16 protein-coding genes are annotated in these 15,153 nt (G+C 75.5%); 8 read left to right on the top strand and 8 right to left on the bottom strand.

Going from position 1 to position 15,153, the window contains the following annotated elements; translation table 11 throughout:
• Positions 1-69 precede the first annotated feature (69 nt).
• Genes ABZ836_RS06710 through ABZ836_RS06700 form a run of 3 tightly spaced genes read left to right on the top strand, consistent with a single transcriptional unit; the run spans position 70 to position 3,688 of the window.
• The gene (locus tag ABZ836_RS06710) at positions 70-1,455 is read left to right on the top strand and encodes an NAD(P)-binding domain-containing protein (protein ID WP_361140000.1); all 1,386 of its coding nucleotides are present in this window, start codon (positions 70-72) and stop codon (positions 1,453-1,455) included.
• Complete coding sequence (locus tag ABZ836_RS06705) at positions 1,452-2,291, top strand: SDR family NAD(P)-dependent oxidoreductase (protein WP_361139997.1); 840 nt, start codon at positions 1,452-1,454, stop codon at positions 2,289-2,291. Before ABZ836_RS06710 ends, ABZ836_RS06705 begins: the two co-directional genes overlap by 4 nt.
• The gene (locus ABZ836_RS06700) at positions 2,288-3,688 is read left to right on the top strand and encodes an MFS transporter (RefSeq protein ID WP_361139994.1); all 1,401 of its coding nucleotides are present in this window, start codon (positions 2,288-2,290) and stop codon (positions 3,686-3,688) included. The genes ABZ836_RS06705 and ABZ836_RS06700 overlap by 4 nt, the downstream gene beginning before the upstream one ends.
• A gap of 12 nt (positions 3,689-3,700) precedes the next feature.
• Here ABZ836_RS06700 and ABZ836_RS06695 read toward each other — a convergent pair whose 3' ends face one another.
• Complete coding sequence (locus tag ABZ836_RS06695; RefSeq protein ID WP_356127971.1) at positions 3,701-4,312, bottom strand: YceI family protein; 612 nt, start codon at positions 4,310-4,312, stop codon at positions 3,701-3,703.
• Positions 4,313-4,825: 513 nt separating this feature from the next.
• Positions 4,826-5,653 carry a TetR family transcriptional regulator gene (locus ABZ836_RS06690; RefSeq protein ID WP_356127968.1) on the bottom strand — a complete coding sequence of 276 codons (828 nt, stop codon included), beginning with the start codon at positions 5,651-5,653 and terminating at the stop codon, positions 4,826-4,828.
• A gap of 71 nt (positions 5,654-5,724) precedes the next feature.
• On the opposite strand from ABZ836_RS06690, the gene ABZ836_RS06685 reads away from it, so the two are divergent.
• On the top strand, positions 5,725-6,747 hold the full coding sequence (locus ABZ836_RS06685) for a hypothetical protein (protein ID WP_356127965.1): 1,023 nt from the start codon (positions 5,725-5,727) through the stop codon (positions 6,745-6,747).
• 29 nt (positions 6,748-6,776) lie between these two features.
• On the opposite strand, the gene ABZ836_RS06680 is transcribed toward ABZ836_RS06685, so the two are convergent.
• Positions 6,777-7,538 carry a ZIP family zinc transporter gene (locus ABZ836_RS06680; protein ID WP_356127962.1) on the bottom strand — a complete coding sequence of 254 codons (762 nt, stop codon included), beginning with the start codon at positions 7,536-7,538 and terminating at the stop codon, positions 6,777-6,779.
• A 78-nt stretch (positions 7,539-7,616) separates the two neighbouring features.
• Complete coding sequence (locus ABZ836_RS06675; protein ID WP_361139989.1) at positions 7,617-8,093, bottom strand: VOC family protein; 477 nt, start codon at positions 8,091-8,093, stop codon at positions 7,617-7,619.
• A gap of 98 nt (positions 8,094-8,191) precedes the next feature.
• Here ABZ836_RS06675 and ABZ836_RS06670 point away from each other — a divergent pair, with 98 nt between their 5' ends.
• Positions 8,192-8,800 (top strand): hypothetical protein, encoded by a 609-nt coding sequence (locus ABZ836_RS06670; protein ID WP_361139986.1) that lies wholly within the window; start codon positions 8,192-8,194, stop codon positions 8,798-8,800.
• A gap of 22 nt (positions 8,801-8,822) precedes the next feature.
• Here the strand turns inward: ABZ836_RS06670 and ABZ836_RS06665 are convergent, their stop codons facing one another.
• Together ABZ836_RS06665 and ABZ836_RS06660 are read right to left on the bottom strand one after the other, a co-directional pair.
• Entirely contained in the window at positions 8,823-9,038 is a 216-nt protein-coding gene (locus ABZ836_RS06665) for a DUF4177 domain-containing protein (protein WP_356127953.1), read from the bottom strand.
• Between the two features lie 215 nt (positions 9,039-9,253).
• Entirely contained in the window at positions 9,254-9,679 is a 426-nt protein-coding gene (locus ABZ836_RS06660; protein ID WP_356127950.1) for a DUF5997 family protein, read from the bottom strand.
• A gap of 59 nt (positions 9,680-9,738) precedes the next feature.
• Here ABZ836_RS06660 and ABZ836_RS06655 point away from each other — a divergent pair, with 59 nt between their 5' ends.
• Positions 9,739-10,518, top strand: a complete 780-nt coding sequence (locus tag ABZ836_RS06655) for a LysR family substrate-binding domain-containing protein (protein ID WP_361139982.1) — start codon at positions 9,739-9,741, stop codon at positions 10,516-10,518.
• Between the two features lie 42 nt (positions 10,519-10,560).
• On the opposite strand, the gene ABZ836_RS06650 is transcribed toward ABZ836_RS06655, so the two are convergent.
• The gene (locus ABZ836_RS06650; RefSeq protein WP_356127945.1) at positions 10,561-11,040 is read right to left on the bottom strand and encodes an Lrp/AsnC family transcriptional regulator; all 480 of its coding nucleotides are present in this window, start codon (positions 11,038-11,040) and stop codon (positions 10,561-10,563) included.
• 310 nt (positions 11,041-11,350) lie between these two features.
• Here ABZ836_RS06650 and ABZ836_RS06645 point away from each other — a divergent pair, with 310 nt between their 5' ends.
• Both ABZ836_RS06645 and ABZ836_RS06640 read left to right on the top strand, forming a co-directional pair.
• A complete protein-coding gene (locus ABZ836_RS06645; RefSeq protein WP_356128396.1) occupies positions 11,351-12,898 on the top strand; it encodes an FUSC family protein in 1,548 nt (515 codons plus the stop codon).
• A gap of 130 nt (positions 12,899-13,028) precedes the next feature.
• Positions 13,029-14,066: a lactonase family protein gene (locus ABZ836_RS06640; RefSeq protein WP_356127943.1), complete on the top strand. Its 1,038-nt coding sequence runs from the start codon at positions 13,029-13,031 to the stop codon at positions 14,064-14,066.
• A 114-nt stretch (positions 14,067-14,180) separates the two neighbouring features.
• Here the strand turns inward: ABZ836_RS06640 and ABZ836_RS06635 are convergent, their stop codons facing one another.
• A complete protein-coding gene (locus tag ABZ836_RS06635; RefSeq protein ID WP_361139978.1) occupies positions 14,181-15,101 on the bottom strand; it encodes a hypothetical protein in 921 nt (306 codons plus the stop codon).
• Between the last annotated feature and the right edge of the window lie 52 nt (positions 15,102-15,153).

Here is a 15,153-nt window from a genome sequence, read left to right as displayed (position 1 = left end):
CCGCCGCCGCGGCGGCCGAGCACCGTCCAGCCCCTGTTGTCACGGCGGGCCGGTGCTTAGCCTCTGCGCATGACACACGGAACACCCCTGACCACGACGGTCCGCAGGGTCGCGGTCGTCGGCGCCGGGGCCGCCGGACTGACCGCCGTCAAGGAGCTGACCGAGGCCGGGCTCGAGGTGGTCGCCTTCGAGCGGCGCGAGCGGCCCGGCGGGCTCTGGGTACGGGACCCGCGGGGCGGGGTCTCGCCCGCGTACGCCTCGCTGCACCTCAACACCAGCCGCCGGCGCACCGAGTTCGCCGCCCACCCGATGCCCGCCGACTGGCCGGACTACCCGTCCGCCGACCTGATCGCCGGCTACCTGGACGACTACGCGCGCCGTTTCGGCCTGTACGAGGCCATCCGGTTCGGCGTGGAGGTGAGCCGGGTGGAGCGCGGGCCGGACGGGGACGGCTGGCTGGTCACCGCGGAGGGGGACACCGAGCGGTTCGACGCGGTGGTGGTCGCCAACGGGCACAACTGGGACCCGCGGTGGCCCGACCCCGCCTATCCGGGGGAGTTCACCGGCGAGCAGATGCACGCCCACGACTACGAGGTCGCCGACGTCTTCGCCGGCCGCCGGGTGCTGGTCGTCGGCATGGGCAACTCGGCCGTGGACATAGCCGTCGACGCCTCCCACCGGGCCGAGGGGCCCGTCCTGCTGTCGTCGCGGCAGGGCGTGTACGTGATCCCCAAGTACCTGTTCGGCAAGCCCGCCGACGCGACCAACGGCAGGCTCTCCAAGCTGCCCTGGCGGCTGCGGCAGCGGATCTCCGAGACGGCGCTGCGACTGGCCGCCGGGCGCCCGGAGGCCTACGGCCTGCCGAAACCGGCCAGGGGCCTGCTGGAGAGCCACCCCACGGTCTCCGACACCCTGCTGCACCGGCTCACCCACGGCGAGATCGCCCCCCGCCCGGGCATCGAGCGCTTCGACGGCGGCCAGGTCGTCTTCACCGACGGGCGCCGCGACACCGTCGACCTGATCGTGTGGGCCACCGGCTACCGGGTGACCGTCCCCTTCCTCGACGAGCGCTGGCTCGGGCCCGACCCGGAGGAACTGCTGCTCTACCACCGGGTCTTCCACCTCGACGACCCCACGCTCTGCTTCGTGGGCCTGATGCAGTCCACCGGCGCCGCCTTCCCCGTGGTGGAGGCGCAGTCCCGGCTGGCGGCCGACGTGCTCTCCGGCCGGGCCGCGCTGCCGCGGCCGGACGAACAACGAGCAGCGGCCGAACGGGCGTTGAGGGCGAGCGTCGAACGCTGGGGAGGAGACCGCCGCCCCGCCATGCGTATCGACTTCGACGGCTACCTGGCCGAGACGGCGGCGGTACGGAGCGCGGCGGTGGACCGGGCCCGCGCCGGACAGGGCGTACGGGTGCGGCCGGCCGCCCCGCAGAGCATCGGAGGAGAGCGATGAGGACGCTGGACGCGGCAGGGCGGCGGGTGATCGTCACCGGGGCCTCCGGGACGTTCGGACGGGAACTGTGCCGCCGCTTCACGGAGTCGGGGGCCACCGTCGTCGGCCTCGACCTGGTGGCCGACGAGAGCGGCCCGGTGCCGGTCCTGCCGTGCGACATCACCGACGACGACGCCGTGCCCGCGGCCGTCGCCGCCGCCGTCGGGCGGCTCGGCGGCCTCGACATCCTGGTCAACAACGCCGGGGCCGGCGGCCCCGCCCCCGCGGAGCGCGCCCCGGGCGAGGAGGTCCGCCGCCAGTTCGAGGTCAACCTGTTCGGCGCCTGGCGGGTCACCGCGGCCTGCGTGCCCCACCTGGTCGCCGCGCGGGGCCGGGTGGTCATGGTCAGCTCCCGGATGGCGGTCCTCCAACTGCCGCTGGCCGCCGCGTACGGGGCGTCCAAGCGCGCCCTCGTCGCCTACGCCGACGCCCTGCGCCACGAGATCGGCACCCACGTCGGCGTCTCCTGCGTCTACCCCTCCATGGTGCGCAGTCCCATCCACGACTCCACCGCACGGGCCGGTCTCTCGCTGGAGGGGATGAGCTCCTACGAGCCCCTGGACGGCGTCGTCGACGCGGTCCTGCGCGCCGCCACCGCCGCCCGGGCCCCACGCGACGTGGCCACCACCCGGCGTGGCGCGGTGGAACTCTGGCTGGCCCGCCACCTCCCCTCGGTGACCGACCGGATCGTGGCCCGCACCCTCGCCGGACGGGTCCGCTCCGGCGCCTTCGAGGGCGCCGACCTGGCCTCCGGAGTGGTCGCACGCCACGCCGGCGCGGACGGAGCGCGGTCATGACCGGCGTCGGGCCCGTGCGCGAGGAACCGCGGGCCGGCCGGGAGGGGCACGCGGTCGCGGAGACCGAGGGGGCGCCCAGGGCGGCCACCGGCGCCCTGCTGCGCTACTCGGCGGGCTCCCTGGGCATGGGCGTCTGGATCACGGTCCCGGGCATGCTGCTGCTCTACTTCATGACCGACACCCTGGGCGTCGCCCCCGCCCTGGCCGGCGTGACCCTCCTGATCCCGAAGGTCGTCGACGCGGTCGCCCACCCCGCCCTCGGCACCTGGTCCGACCGCGAGGCCAGGCGCCGCGGGCACCGGCGGCGGATGCTCACCCTCGGCCTCACCCTGGCGTTCGCCCTGACCGCCCTGTTCACCGTGCCGTCCGGGCTCTCCGGGGTCGGCGCGGCGCTCTGGGTCGGCGTCATGTACACGGCCGGCAACCTGCTCTTCGCCTGCTTCCAGGTCCCCTACATCACCACCCCCGCCGAACTGCGCATCGGCTACCACGAACGCACCCGCGTCTTCATGTTCCGGATGGCCGCGCTCACCGTCGGCCTGCTGGCCACCGGCGTCGCCGCGCCCGCCCTGGTGGCGTCCGGGGAACGCGACGCCTACTCCCGCGCGGCGATGCTGCTCTCCGCGTTCATGATCGTCACAGGGCTGGTCGCGGTGCGCGGCGTACGGCAGCTCACCGAGGAGTGCGGCACCCTGCCGCCGCCGGACGAACGGCACTCGGTCCTCGCCGACATCCGGGCGGCACTGCGCGACAAGGACTTCAGGCCCCTGCTGCTCGCCTATCTCGTCACCAGCACCACCACCCACCTGTTCCTGGCGGCCGTGCCCTACTACACGGCGTACGTCCTCGGGAACGAGAAACTGACCTCGGTGCTGATGGGCGCCTTCCTCGGCCCGGCGATCGTGGTCGGACCCCTCTGGCAGGCGCTCTCCCGCCGTCACGGCAAGCAGCGGGCCCTGATGGCCGCCCAGGCGCTGTTCCTGGCCGGCTGCCTCGGCCTGTGGCCGGCCGGTGAGCTCGGCGTCCCGGCCACGGTGGCGGTCGCCGTGCTGCTCGGGATCTCCTTCGCCGGGCTCCAGCTGCTCTCGTTCAGCATGCTGTCCGACGCCGTCGCCGCGGCCGAGGCCCGCGGCGCCACCCGCGCCGGGGCCTACTCCGGCATCTGGACGGCGACCGACGCCACCGGCACGGCGGTCGGCCCCTACCTCTACGCGCTGGCCCTCGCGGCCGGCGGGTTCGTGGCCACCACCGGCGGGACCGCGCCCCAGCCGCAGCGGGCGCTGGACCTGCTGCTCATCGGCTTCACGGCCCTGCCCGCCGTGCTGATGGCGTTCGCCCTGCTGTTCCAGCGGCGCTGCCGGCTCGACGAGCACCGGGGGCCCGGCACGCCGGGCTGAGGCCGGGCGCCGTCACATGGTGGGCGCGGAACGGATCGCCGCGATGTCGAACTGCAGGCGCACCTTCTCGCTCACCATGGCGCCGCCCTCGGCCAGCCGGCTGTCGTAGGTCAGGCCCCAGTCCGAGCGGTTGATGGTGGTGGTGCCGTCGAACCCGGCCCGCTGGTAGCCGAACGGGTCCGTGACGTTGCCGATGTAGGTGAGCTCCAGGGTCACCGGCCGGGTGACCTCCTTGATGGTGAGGTCCCCGGTCATCAGGTAGACGTCGCCGCCGGAGACCTCCACCGAGGTGCTCACGAACCGCATCGTGGGGAAGTTCGCGGAGTCGAGGAAGTCCCGGCCGACGAGATGGGCGTCACGCTGCTCGACCCCGGTGTCCACGCTGGCCGTGTTGATGACGATCTCGGCCTGGGAGCGGGCCGGCATGGTGCCGTGGAAGAAGAGACGGCTGCTGTACTCGCGGAAGCAGCCGCGGACCGTGGTCACCATGGCGTGCCGTACGGAGAACCCGACGCGACTGTGCGCCGGGTCGATGAACCACTCGCCGGTCAGGGCGGCGAGGGCCGGGTCGACGGGAGCGACCTGCGCGAAGGCCGATCTGGCCTCGACGGCGGGGTCCGTCACGGCGAGAGGCTCCGGGCGCCCGGGGGCCGCGGTTCGCTTGAAGAGATTCACACTTCACCTGTGGGATTCGCTCGGGACTGCACGCATGACTGCGGGATCCTATTCCCTAGGCCCGAATTCCGGCACGGTATGCGGGCGCGCGCAGAATCCCCACACATTCCCCACGCGGCGGTCGGTATTCCTGTCCGGTGCGGCCCGATTCACGGGCTTCGCGGCTCCCGGAGGGACCGGAACGGCCCTGTTCAGGGTCGATGGCGGTCACCAGAACTCCACTACCCGCCACCGCGGCGGCGAGACGTGAAAAAGCTCACCTCCACGAATCGCCGCCCAATTCCCCCACTTTCCCACGTTCCCCGAGGGGCGCCGAGGGGCAATTCCCTGCTTGAGGAGAGAAATCCGGGCAGGTCGGTAAAGGGTGCGGCGGGGAGACCCGCGGCGTGACACGGGCGTGACCCGCGGTCCGGTGCCCACCGCCCCCTCGCCCGCGCCCCGGCCGCGGCAGGCGCGGGGCGGCTACCGCTCGCCGGGCGTCGGGGGTGCGGACACCGCGCGGAGGAAGGCGTCCGCGAACACGTCGCAGACCTCCTCGGCGGGCGGCAGCGAGGCGTCGGTCGTGGTCTCCAGGCCGGGCCGCAGCAGGAAGTGGGTGAGGACGGGGCCGGCCAGCTGGTGCATCAGCAGCAGCGGCGGCAGGTCGCGGATCCGCCCGGCCGCCACCTCCGCGGCGAGCCAGCGCCCGGCCCCGCCCAGCATCCGCGGGAAGACCTTCCGCGTGAGCGACCGGACGGCCGGGTCGTGCGGCCGGGCGAGAACCTCCGCCAGCATCGCGTGCAGCACCCGCGGCTGCCGGGCCAGGGCGGTCGCCAGCAACCGGTGCATCTCCCGCACCCGGTGTTCGAGGCCCAGATCGGGCCCGGCCAGCAGCGCCTCGACGTCCAGGATGGGGCTGTACCGCTCGTAGGTCGCGAACAGCAGTTCGTCGCGGCCCCCGAAGGCGGCGTAGAGGCTGTGCACCGAGCAGTCCGCCGCGGCGGCGACCCGCTCCAAGGAGACCGACGCCAGCCCGTTCTCCCCGATCAGCGCGGCCGCCGCCTCCACCGCCCGCTCCCGCACCGGCCGGCGTCCGCCCGGGTCGGCCCCGGCCGCGCGCACCGCCTCGTCCAGTGCCCGCCGCGTGCCCCCCAGGCGGCGCAGCAGGGTGCTGCGCGAGACGCCGGCCTCCCGCGCGACCGCCTGGATCGGCACCTCGGCGACGGGCACCCCCTTCGCCTCGGCCGCCCGCAGCGCCGCGCGGACCAGTTCCGGGGAGATTCCGGGGCGCGAATCGTCTGTCGTTGACACATGGATCAACGTAACCTGTAATCGGATTCCAGACCAGTCCCGCGGTCACGACCCCTGGCGAGGAGCCCGCGATGTCCGCAGCCCCCGAGACCCCCGAGGTTCCCGAGACACCTCCGCCGTCGGCGCCGCGGCCCGCCGCCGGGAAGCTGATCGCCGTGGTGCTGGGCCTGACCGCCCTGGTCGTCGCCATGCTCCTCGCCTTCGCCCTGCCCGCCGTCAACGGCGGCCCGCAGGACATCCCGATCGGTGTCACCGGCCCGGCCCGGGCCACGGCCGGACTCGAGCGGGCGACCGCCGGAACCGAGTGGGAGGTCACCCGCTACGGGGACGCCGCGGAACTCGCCGCCGCGGTCGAGGACCGCGAGATCGTGGGCGGCATCGCGGTGACCCCGTCGGGCGTGACCCTCTACCAGGCCACGGCCGCGGCCCCGCAGGCCGCCGCCGCGCTGACCGCCATGGCGACGGGCGCCGCGGAGCGCGGGCAGGTGCCGCTCACCGTCGAGGACCTCGCGCCCTTCCCGGCGGACGACCCGCGCGGCACCGGGTTCGCCGCCGCGGCGCTCCCCATGGTGTTCGGCGGCATCGTCCCCGCGATCGTCCTCGCCCGGCTGTTCCCCGCCCGGACAGGGCTCCGGCTCGCGGGCGCGGCGCTCTTCTCGGTCGCGGCCGGCTTCGCGGTCGCCGCGACCCTCCAGTTCGGCATCGGCTCCCTGGCGGGCGACTACTGGGTGAACGCGCTGGGCCTCTCCCTCGGCATCGCCGCCATCGCCCTCACCCTGCTGGGCCTGGAGGCGGTCTTCGGACTTCCCGGCTTCGGCCTGGGCGCGGCACTGATGATGCTCCTGGCCAACCCCCTCTCCGGCTTCGCCACCGGCCCGCACTGGCTGCCCGGCGGCTGGTCCGACCTCGGCCAGCTCCTCCCGCCCGGCGCCTCCGGCAGCCTGCTCCGCGCCAACGCCTTCTTCGACGGCACCGGCGCGGCCGGCCCCGCCCTGGTCCTGGCGGGCTGGGTGGTGCTGGGGACGGCGCTGCTGCTGGCGGGAGGACACCGCCGGAACACGCGGGCCGCCCGCGCGGAGACCACGGCGGCCTGACCCCCGGCGCCCGTCCACGGGGCCGGTGCTCAGGCGTGCGACAGCCCGAACGAGACCAGGAACCCGCACACCGTCACCAGACCGATCGCCAGGTGCGCGTCCTCGAACGCCTCCGGGATCATCGTGTCCGCCACCATGGCGAGGATCGCCCCGGCCGCCACCGCCGTCACCGCGGCGATCACCGCCGGGGAGAACGCGCCCACGACCGTGTAACCCAGGACCGCCGACACGGTGCTCGCCGCAGCGATCGCGCCCCACACCCCGAACACGTAGCCCTTGCCGCGGCCCGCCCGCCGCATCCCCGCCGAACTCGACAGTCCTTCCGGCACGTTGCTGATGAAGACCGCCACCACCGTCACCAGGCTGACCGCGCCGCCGTCCAGGAGACTGACGCCGATCACCGCCGACTCCGGGACCCCGTCCAGCAGCGCCCCCAGGGCCAGGGCCGTGCCCGAGCCGCCCTGCTGCTCCTCCGAGGGCTGCGCGTGGGCGGCGTGCCGGCCCGACCGCTTCCGGTGCCGCGCACCCCGCCGGGCCAGCCACATGTTGCCCACGGTGTACGCCACGGCCCCGGCCAGCGTCCCGAGTGCGGCAGGCGCCAGCCCGGCCTGGTCGTAGGCCTCACCCACCAGCTCGAACGACACCGCCGACAGCAGCACCCCCGCGCCGAAGGCCATCACCGTGGCGATCGCCTTCGCCGGCACCGGCACGCCGAACCCGATCAGCGCCCCGATCAGCAGCGCCGAGCCCGCCACCAGCCCCCAGAGTCCCGCCTCGACCACCTCAGCCATACGGCACCCCCTACCCGGAGGAGCGGGCCCCGGCCCACCGGGGCGCAGGCGTTCACACGGCCGGTCGATCGCGGTCCGTTAGTCGCCCGGGGCGGCCGGGGGCCCGTCCTGCTCCTCCCCGAACCCGACGAGCGCCCCGCGGGCGTCGAAGCGGGCCGTGCGGGCCCAGGCGAGCTCCCACCGGTTGCCCTCCGGGTCGGCGATGTACGCGGAACGGCCGCCCCACTCCCGGTCGGCCGGCTCCGCGACGGCCTCGGCCCCGGCCGCCACCGCGGCACGGAACGCGGCGTCCACGTCCTCGCGGCGGTCCAGGTTGCAGGCGAGGGTCACCCCGGACCAGCCGGGGGCGGGGCGGGGTGACCCCGGGGCCGCCTCGGCCGTCAGGTCGTCGACCGGGAACAGGGCGAGCAGCACACCGCCGAGCAGGAACCCGCACCAGCCGTCGTCGCTGCCGGGCGCCTCCTCCCAGCCGAGGCCGCGGTAGAACCGGCGGAGGGACGGAAGGTCCCGGGCGCCGAGGGTCAGGACGGTGAGGCGGGACGGGAGTCGGAACATGGCGGGAGGGTAACGCCCTTTCACCGGCGTCACCCGTGACGGTGATCCGGCCGCGTGGTGCCGCCCGCGCACTGGGCCGTTCGGAGCAAGGTGACTCCATGTTCCGAACCCGGTCGCTGGTCCTCGCGCTCCTCGTCCCCCTCCTGGTCACCGGCTGCGTCGCGGTGGCTCCGGCGCCCGGCCGCCCGCCCGGTGACGTCCCGCCGGGCGCCGCCGGCCGCCCCGCCCAGGAGCGGACGGCGCCCTCACGGGGGCAGGCGGACCTGGTCGAGAGCGGCCGGACGACGTCCGGGGAGGGGGAGAAGGAGGAAGCGGGAAAGGCGGGAGAAACGGGAGAAGGGGGCGGCAAGGGCGGCAAGGGTCAGGGCGACGGCGCGGCCGGGAACCAGGACGGGGCCGTCCGGGAACCCCGCCAAGGCCGGGCGGCCGCCCTCCGGTCCCAGGGCGAGGGCGGGGGCCGGGCCGTCGGGGCCCAACCGCCCACCGCGGGGCGCGAGGCGGCCGGAGCACCCCGCTCCGTGTCCCGGGCGCCCCGCGCACGGCGGAAGGCTCCCGCGGCACGGGTGCGTCCTGCGCGGACCCGGCAGCCCCGAGGCCACCACGGGCGGCAGCGGCCGGGATTCCGCATGGGGGAGTGGTGCCGGCAGGCCCGCGGGGTGGCCTCCTCCGACGTCGTGTCGCTGTGCCACTCGGCGTACGGCCGCTGACGGCCCCGCGGAGCTCCGCCGGTCAGGCGCGGGGGCGCTCCAGCGTGAGCAGCAGCCCCTCGACCGCGCCCGGCCCTATGCGGCCCTTCACGTCCGCCGAGGTGATGGTCTTGAGCCGCCAGCCCTCCTCGGCGTGCTTGTTGAGCGTCTTCTCGAGCTTGTCCCCGTCCAGCGCGTCGCCGATCAGCGACTCGCGGAAGGTGACGACCTTGTACTCGTACGTGCCGGGGCCGCTCATGCGGTGGCCTCCTGATGCGTCGTGGCCCGTGCGGGCCTGAGTGATCCGTTCGACAAGGCCACACCCAACCACCTCCGCGCTTCCGCGGGGAGACCCGGCGGTCACCGGTGGCCCCGCGGCGCGGCCCGGGTGACGCGGCCCGCGGACACGGCGGAGGGGCCGGTCCCGCCGTCGGGCGGGACCGGCCCCTCCGCGTCACCTCCGCGGAGCCCGGCTCAGCGGCCGGACTCCTCCGAGCCCGCGGCCTTCTCGGCGGCCTTCTCGGCCTTCTCGGCGTGGAGCCGCTTGATGCGCTCCTGGTCCTTGCGGACCTCCGCCTGGAGGGCCTGCTCCTTCTCCAGCCACTCGGGACGCTCGGTCTTGATCGCCTCGATCTGCTCGGTGGTCAGCGCCTCGGTGACGCCGGCCCGGGCCAGGCCGGAGGCGGAGACGCCGAGCCGGGCGGCGACGACCTGACGCGGGTGCGGGCCGTCGCGCCGCAGCTCCCGCAGCCACTCGGGCGGGTCGGCCTGCAGCCGGTTCAGCTCGGCGCGCGAGACGGAACCCGCCCGGAACTCGTCGGGCGTGGCCTCGAGGTACACACCCAGCTTCTTCGCCGCGGTCGCGGGCTTCATCGTCTGGGTGCTCTGGTGCGACTTCATACCGCCCAGCGTAACGACCGCGCGGAGCGCCCCCGACCACGCCCGGTAGCCTGGGCCGGGTGACCGACTCCGCCGCATCCCCCGTTTTCCGGCTCGCCTACGTACCGGGAGCCACGCCCGCCAAGTGGGTGCGGACCTGGAACGAGCGCTTCCCCGCCACCCCGCTGGAACTGGTGACGGTGCCGGCCCACGAGGCCGAGGAACTGCTGCGCGGCGGCGGCGCCGACGCCGGCCTGGTCCGGCTGCCGGTCGACCGTGACGTGTTCAGCGCCATCCCGCTCTACACCGAGGCCACGGTGGCGGTCGTCCCCAAGGACCACCTGATCACCGCCGTGGACGAGCTGTCCCTGGAGGACCTCGCCGACGAGGTCGTGCTGCATCCGCTGGACGACGTCTTCGGCTGGGAGCGCCCGCCGGGGGAGGAGGCGTTCGAGCGGCCCGCCACCACCGCCGACGCGGTCGAACTCGTGGCCGCGGGCATCGGCGTCCTGATCGTCCCCCAGTCCCTGGCCCGGCTGCACCACCGGCGGGACCTCACCTACCGGACGGTGGTGGACGCCCCGCAGTCGGAGGTCGCGCTGGCGTGGCCGCAGGAGGCCACCACGGACCAGGTGGACGACTTCATCGGGGTGGTCCGCGGACGCACCGCGAACAGCACGCGCGGCCGCAGGAACGCCGACCCCGAGCAGAAGCAGGCCCCCGCCCGCACCGCCCGGAAGGCCCCGCGGAGCGGCAAGGGCAAGCCCGCCACACCGCAGGGCCGGGGCGGCCGCGGCACCACCACCGGCAAGGGCAGAACCCCGCGCCGCGGCGGCGGCCGCCCCAAGCGGCGCGGTTAGAGCTCCGACGCGACGCCCGGGCGCGGCAGCGCCCCGGCGGCGTCACCGAGCCGCGGTGGTCCGGCCCACGGACTCCACCAGCGGCAGCAGGCGGTACGGCACGCGCTCCCGCAGCGCGACCTCGGTGCGCGTGCGGACCACCCCCGGCAGGCTGATCAGCTTCTGGATCACGTCCTCCAGGTGCCCGTTGTCCCGGGCCACCACCCGGGTCAGCAGGTCGCCGCCGCCCGTGATGGAGAACGCCTCCACGATCTCCGGCACCGCCGCCAGCTCGTCCCCGACCTCGTCCAGATGCCCCTGGGTCACCTCGATGTGGACGAACGCCAGCACCGGATGTCCCAGCGCGGCGGGGGAGAGGCTCGGCCCGGTCCCCGTGATCACCCCCCGGCGCTCCAGCTGGTCCAGCCGGGCCTGCAGGGTGCCCCGCGCCACCCCGAGGATGCGCGCGTACTCACGGGCGCTGGTGCGCGGCTGCTCCAGCAGCAGCCGCAGGATGCGGGTGTCGAGTTCGTCCACGGACATGGCCGCCGACTGTACCAACGGCCCGCCCGGCCGCACGCATGCCCGGCCGCCCGCACACCCACCCGCACGCCCGGCCCTCCGGAGCCCCGGCGCGCTGGTCCGATGGCCTCCTCCCGGCCGGGGTCGAACCTCGACCGCCGGGCCAATGGTCCAGTGGATCGGCGGTCGTTTGAACCAAGAGCATCCCGCATGGTGAAATGGTCGGGTCAATGGCGCTGTGGGTTTCCGCGGCGCCTTTTTTGTGCCGCTTTTCAAGGCGCCGGTCCCCCGGGCAGCCCGGGACGGCGTCGAGGAAGGTGAGATCTTGGTCCTGACACAGCAGCGCACGGGCCGGTCACGGTGGACGGCGCCGATCCGCACCGCGCTGGTGCCCCCGGCCGACCCCGGACTGATCCGTCTGCGCTTCGCCTCGCGCGGCGTGCTCGGCATCGCCCTCGCCGTCACGGCCTGCGGGCTGCTCGGCCACGACATCGCCGGCATGGCCACCGGCGGCCTCGCCGCCCTGCTGGTCCTGTTCACCGTCACCGACCCGACGGTGCGGGGCCAGGCCGTCACCGTCGCGCTGCAGCCCGCGGTGGGCCTCCCCGTGCTGGCGGCGGCCGCGCTGCTGCACGACCGCCCGGTGGCCGGCGGCCTGGTCTTCGTGGCAATCGGCGGGCTCGGCGTGTACGCGCGCCGCTGGGGTCCGCGCGGGCACACCCTGGGCGCCTTCGCCTTCATGTGCTTCTTCGTGGCCCAGTTCGCCCGCACCACGCCCGCGGTGCTGCCCTCGCTCTGCGCCGCCGTCCTGGTCTCCGTCGCCGTGGCCGCCGCCGTCCGCTTCGGACTGTGGTGCTACGAGCGCCGCTTCCCGCTCCCCGTACCCCCGGCGCCGCCCACCGGCGGCACCGGGCTGCGCCGCATCACGACGCGCCAGGCGGTCCAGGTCACCGCCGGCTGTCTCCTCTCGCTCCCGGTGGGCCACCTCCTCTCCGACGAGCGCTGGTACTGGGCCGTCGGCGCCACCTGGTGGATCTTCGTCAACGTGACCTCGCGTGGGGAGACCGCCGTCCGCGGCTTCCGCCGGGTCCTGGGCACCTGCGTGGGCGCGCTCCTCGGCGCGGTGCTGACCCTGCCGCTGCACGGCGCCCCGGTGCCCTCGGCGGTCGTCGCCGCCGTCGCCACCTTCGGGATCTTCTACACGGCGCAGACCTCCTACACCTGGATGATGCTCTCGGTGACCGTGCTCGCCCAGGCGCTGTACGGCGTCGCCGGCCTGCTCGACGCCGGTCTGCTGGTGCTCCGCGTCGCCGAGACGCTGGCCGGCGCGGCCGGCGCCTGGCTGGCCGTCCTGCTGGTCCTGCCGGTGACCACCCACGCCTTCAACGACGCGTGGATCCGGCGCGCCGTCCGCTGCGTGCACGCCTGCACCACGGAGGCCGCGGCCCGCCTGGCGGGCGACCCCGACGCCGACCCGGCCCCGCGGGTCGCCGAACTCGAGGCGCTGCTGGCCCAGGTGCGCAAGACCGTGGCGCCGCTGGTCCACCCGCTGTACCTCGGCAGGACCCGCCGTGAGCGCGCCCGCCGGGTGCTGGTGCTGCTCGACGAGTGCGCCCGTGAGGTGCGGGCGCTGGTCTCCGTCGCCGGGGACCCCGAGGCCTCGCACGACGCCCGGCTGGCCGCCGCCTGCTGGCGGGTGGAGGCGGCGGTCGAGGCGCTCGGCCGTCCGACCGCCGGGCGGCCCGGGGGCGAGCGCGCGGAACCGGTCGCCGACGGGGCCCTGGCCCACCTGCACGGCGTGGAACGCGCCCTGGTCGCCCTCGCCGAACCGCTGCGGGCCGCGGCGACGTCCGAGAGGTCCGTGCCGGTCCGGGTCTGACGCCCGCCCCCCGGGGGACACGACCGAGAACCTCACCCGTTTGGTCTAGGCCAATGGGCGGCGGCTGCTACCGTCGCCCTGCCGGCCGGTGGACCGGCGGGCGGTACGGGGCGGCGAGAGGGGACACGCGGTGACGGACGGCGGAGCACGACGACCCAGGGCCTACATCGGGTCCTTCACGGCGGCCGGCGGTCCCGGCCTGGTCACCGCGGAGCGGGACCCGGCCACCGGTGCCCTCACCCTCGCCGGCGCCACGGACGACCTCCCCGACCCCTCCTACCTGGCCCTCTCCGAGGACGGCGAAGTCCTCTACGCGGTCAGCGAGACCGCGCGCGGAGCCGTCGCCGCCTACCGGGTCACCGGGGAGCGGCTCCCCGTCCGGCTCGGCCCGCCCGTCCCCGTCGGCGGCAGCGGCCCCACCCACCTGAGCCTCTTCGCCGGGCGCGTGCTGACCGCGAACTACAGCTCCGGCAGCGTCTCCGCCCTGCGGACCCGCCCCGGCGGCGCCCTGCACCGCGGCCCCGCCGCCGTGCTCGCCCACACCGGCTCCGGGCCCTGCAGTGTGCGCCAGCAGGGCCCGCACGCCCACCAGGTGCAGCCGGACCCCAGCGGTCGCTGGGCGGTCAGCGTGGACCTCGGCACCGACTCCGTGCGGGTCTGCGCCCTCGACGAGGAGGGACTGCGGGTGCACCGGGAGATCAGGACGCGGCCCGGCTCGGGGCCGCGCCACCTGGCGTTCCACCCGGACGGCGACCGCGCCTACCTGGTCAACGAGCTGACCCCCTCCGTCACCGTCTGCCGTTGGAACGCCGCCGAAGGGCTTCTGGAACCGCTGTGCGAGCTAGGGGTGCTGCCGGGGGCCGCCGAGGGGGACGCGTACCCCTCCGGCGTCGTGGTCGCCCCTGACGGCCGTTTCGTGTGGACCGCCACCCGGGGCGCGGACGTCGTCTCGGTGTTCGCCGTCGACGGGGAGACGCTGAAGCTGTCCGGCACCGTGCCCTGCGGCGGCCACTGGCCCCGCGCCCTCGCCGTCGAGGGACGGTTCCTCTACGTGGCCAACGAGCGCTCCGGTGACGTCACCTGGTTCGAGACCGACCCGCTCACCGGCCTGCCCGAGGGGCGCGGCTCCGTGCCCGTGCCCGCCGCCTCCTGCGTGGTCGTCGCCTGACGCCTCCCCGGTACGGCGAACGGCCGTGGGCCGCGCCCCGGGTCACATCGGACCGGAGGCGGGTCCCACGGCCGTTCGCCGCTTGGACCACGGGTATCCGCAGGGACCGGTGGTCTAGCGGACGGGCATGCCCTGCGGCTGCTGGGGCGCGATGCCCAGCGCGGTCGTGTACTTGGCGAGCGCCAGCTTGCCGACCGCCGGGTAGGCGCCGAGCGGCGCGGAGGCCGGGCAGCCCGCCTCCTGCGCGGCGGCCTCCAGCAGCTCCGGCGAGACCTCCGGACCGATCAGGTACGGGGCCAGCGCCAGCTGCTGCGAGCCGGAGGAGCGGAGCTGCTCGGTCACCGACGCCAGGGAACCCTCCTGGTCCAGCGCCGCCGCCATCACCGGCACGGCGAGGCGCGCGGCCAGCAGCATGCCGGTGATCCCGGCCGCCTGGACGGCCTCCTCGCCGCCCACCGTGGCGAGGACGATGCCGTCCGCGGCCGTGTGGACGGTGAACAGGCGGGCACGGTCGGCGCGGGCGTGACCCGCCTCCGACAGGCGCACGTGCAGGGCCTCGGCCAGCAGCGGGTGCGGGCCCAGGGCGTCCGTCAGGTCGGCGGCGACCCGGCTGTCCATGACGGCCTGGCGCACCGCGCGCAGCATCGCGCTGTCCGGACCGGCCAGCAGCGGCACCACGACGGCGACCGGCCCGTCGGGCTCCCGCACGTCCGCACCGGCGGCGCGGGCCAGCTCGTAACGGGCGGTCCGCTCCTCGGCGGCGCGGGTCAGCACGGACTGCAGCGTCGGGAACTCGTCGTCGTCCCCGTCCAGATAACCGATGCGCCCGTCCAGGCCGGGCAGCTCGGAGCGGGCGATGCTCACGACCTCCTCGGCGAGACCGCGGGTCTCGGTGGTGGGAGCGCCGGGCACCGCCAGCACCAGCGCCGGCGCGCCCTCGGGGGCGGCCAGGGGCTCGGGCCGGCGGTGCCGGCCGGGCTGGCGGGGTCGCGGCATTCGTACAGGCAGGCCTGCGGGCCCAGTGGGGGAGCTCATGGCGCCGCATGCTACTGGCTCCAGGGGCTCCTCTGTTCGGGGAGGGGGCGGG

Source organism: Streptomyces sp. NPDC047130, assembly GCF_040643475.1.
Classification (GTDB): domain Bacteria; phylum Actinomycetota; class Actinomycetes; order Streptomycetales; family Streptomycetaceae; genus Streptomyces.
Note: the sequence above shows the minus strand (reverse complement) of the source record. Positions and strands in the feature narration are given on the sequence as shown.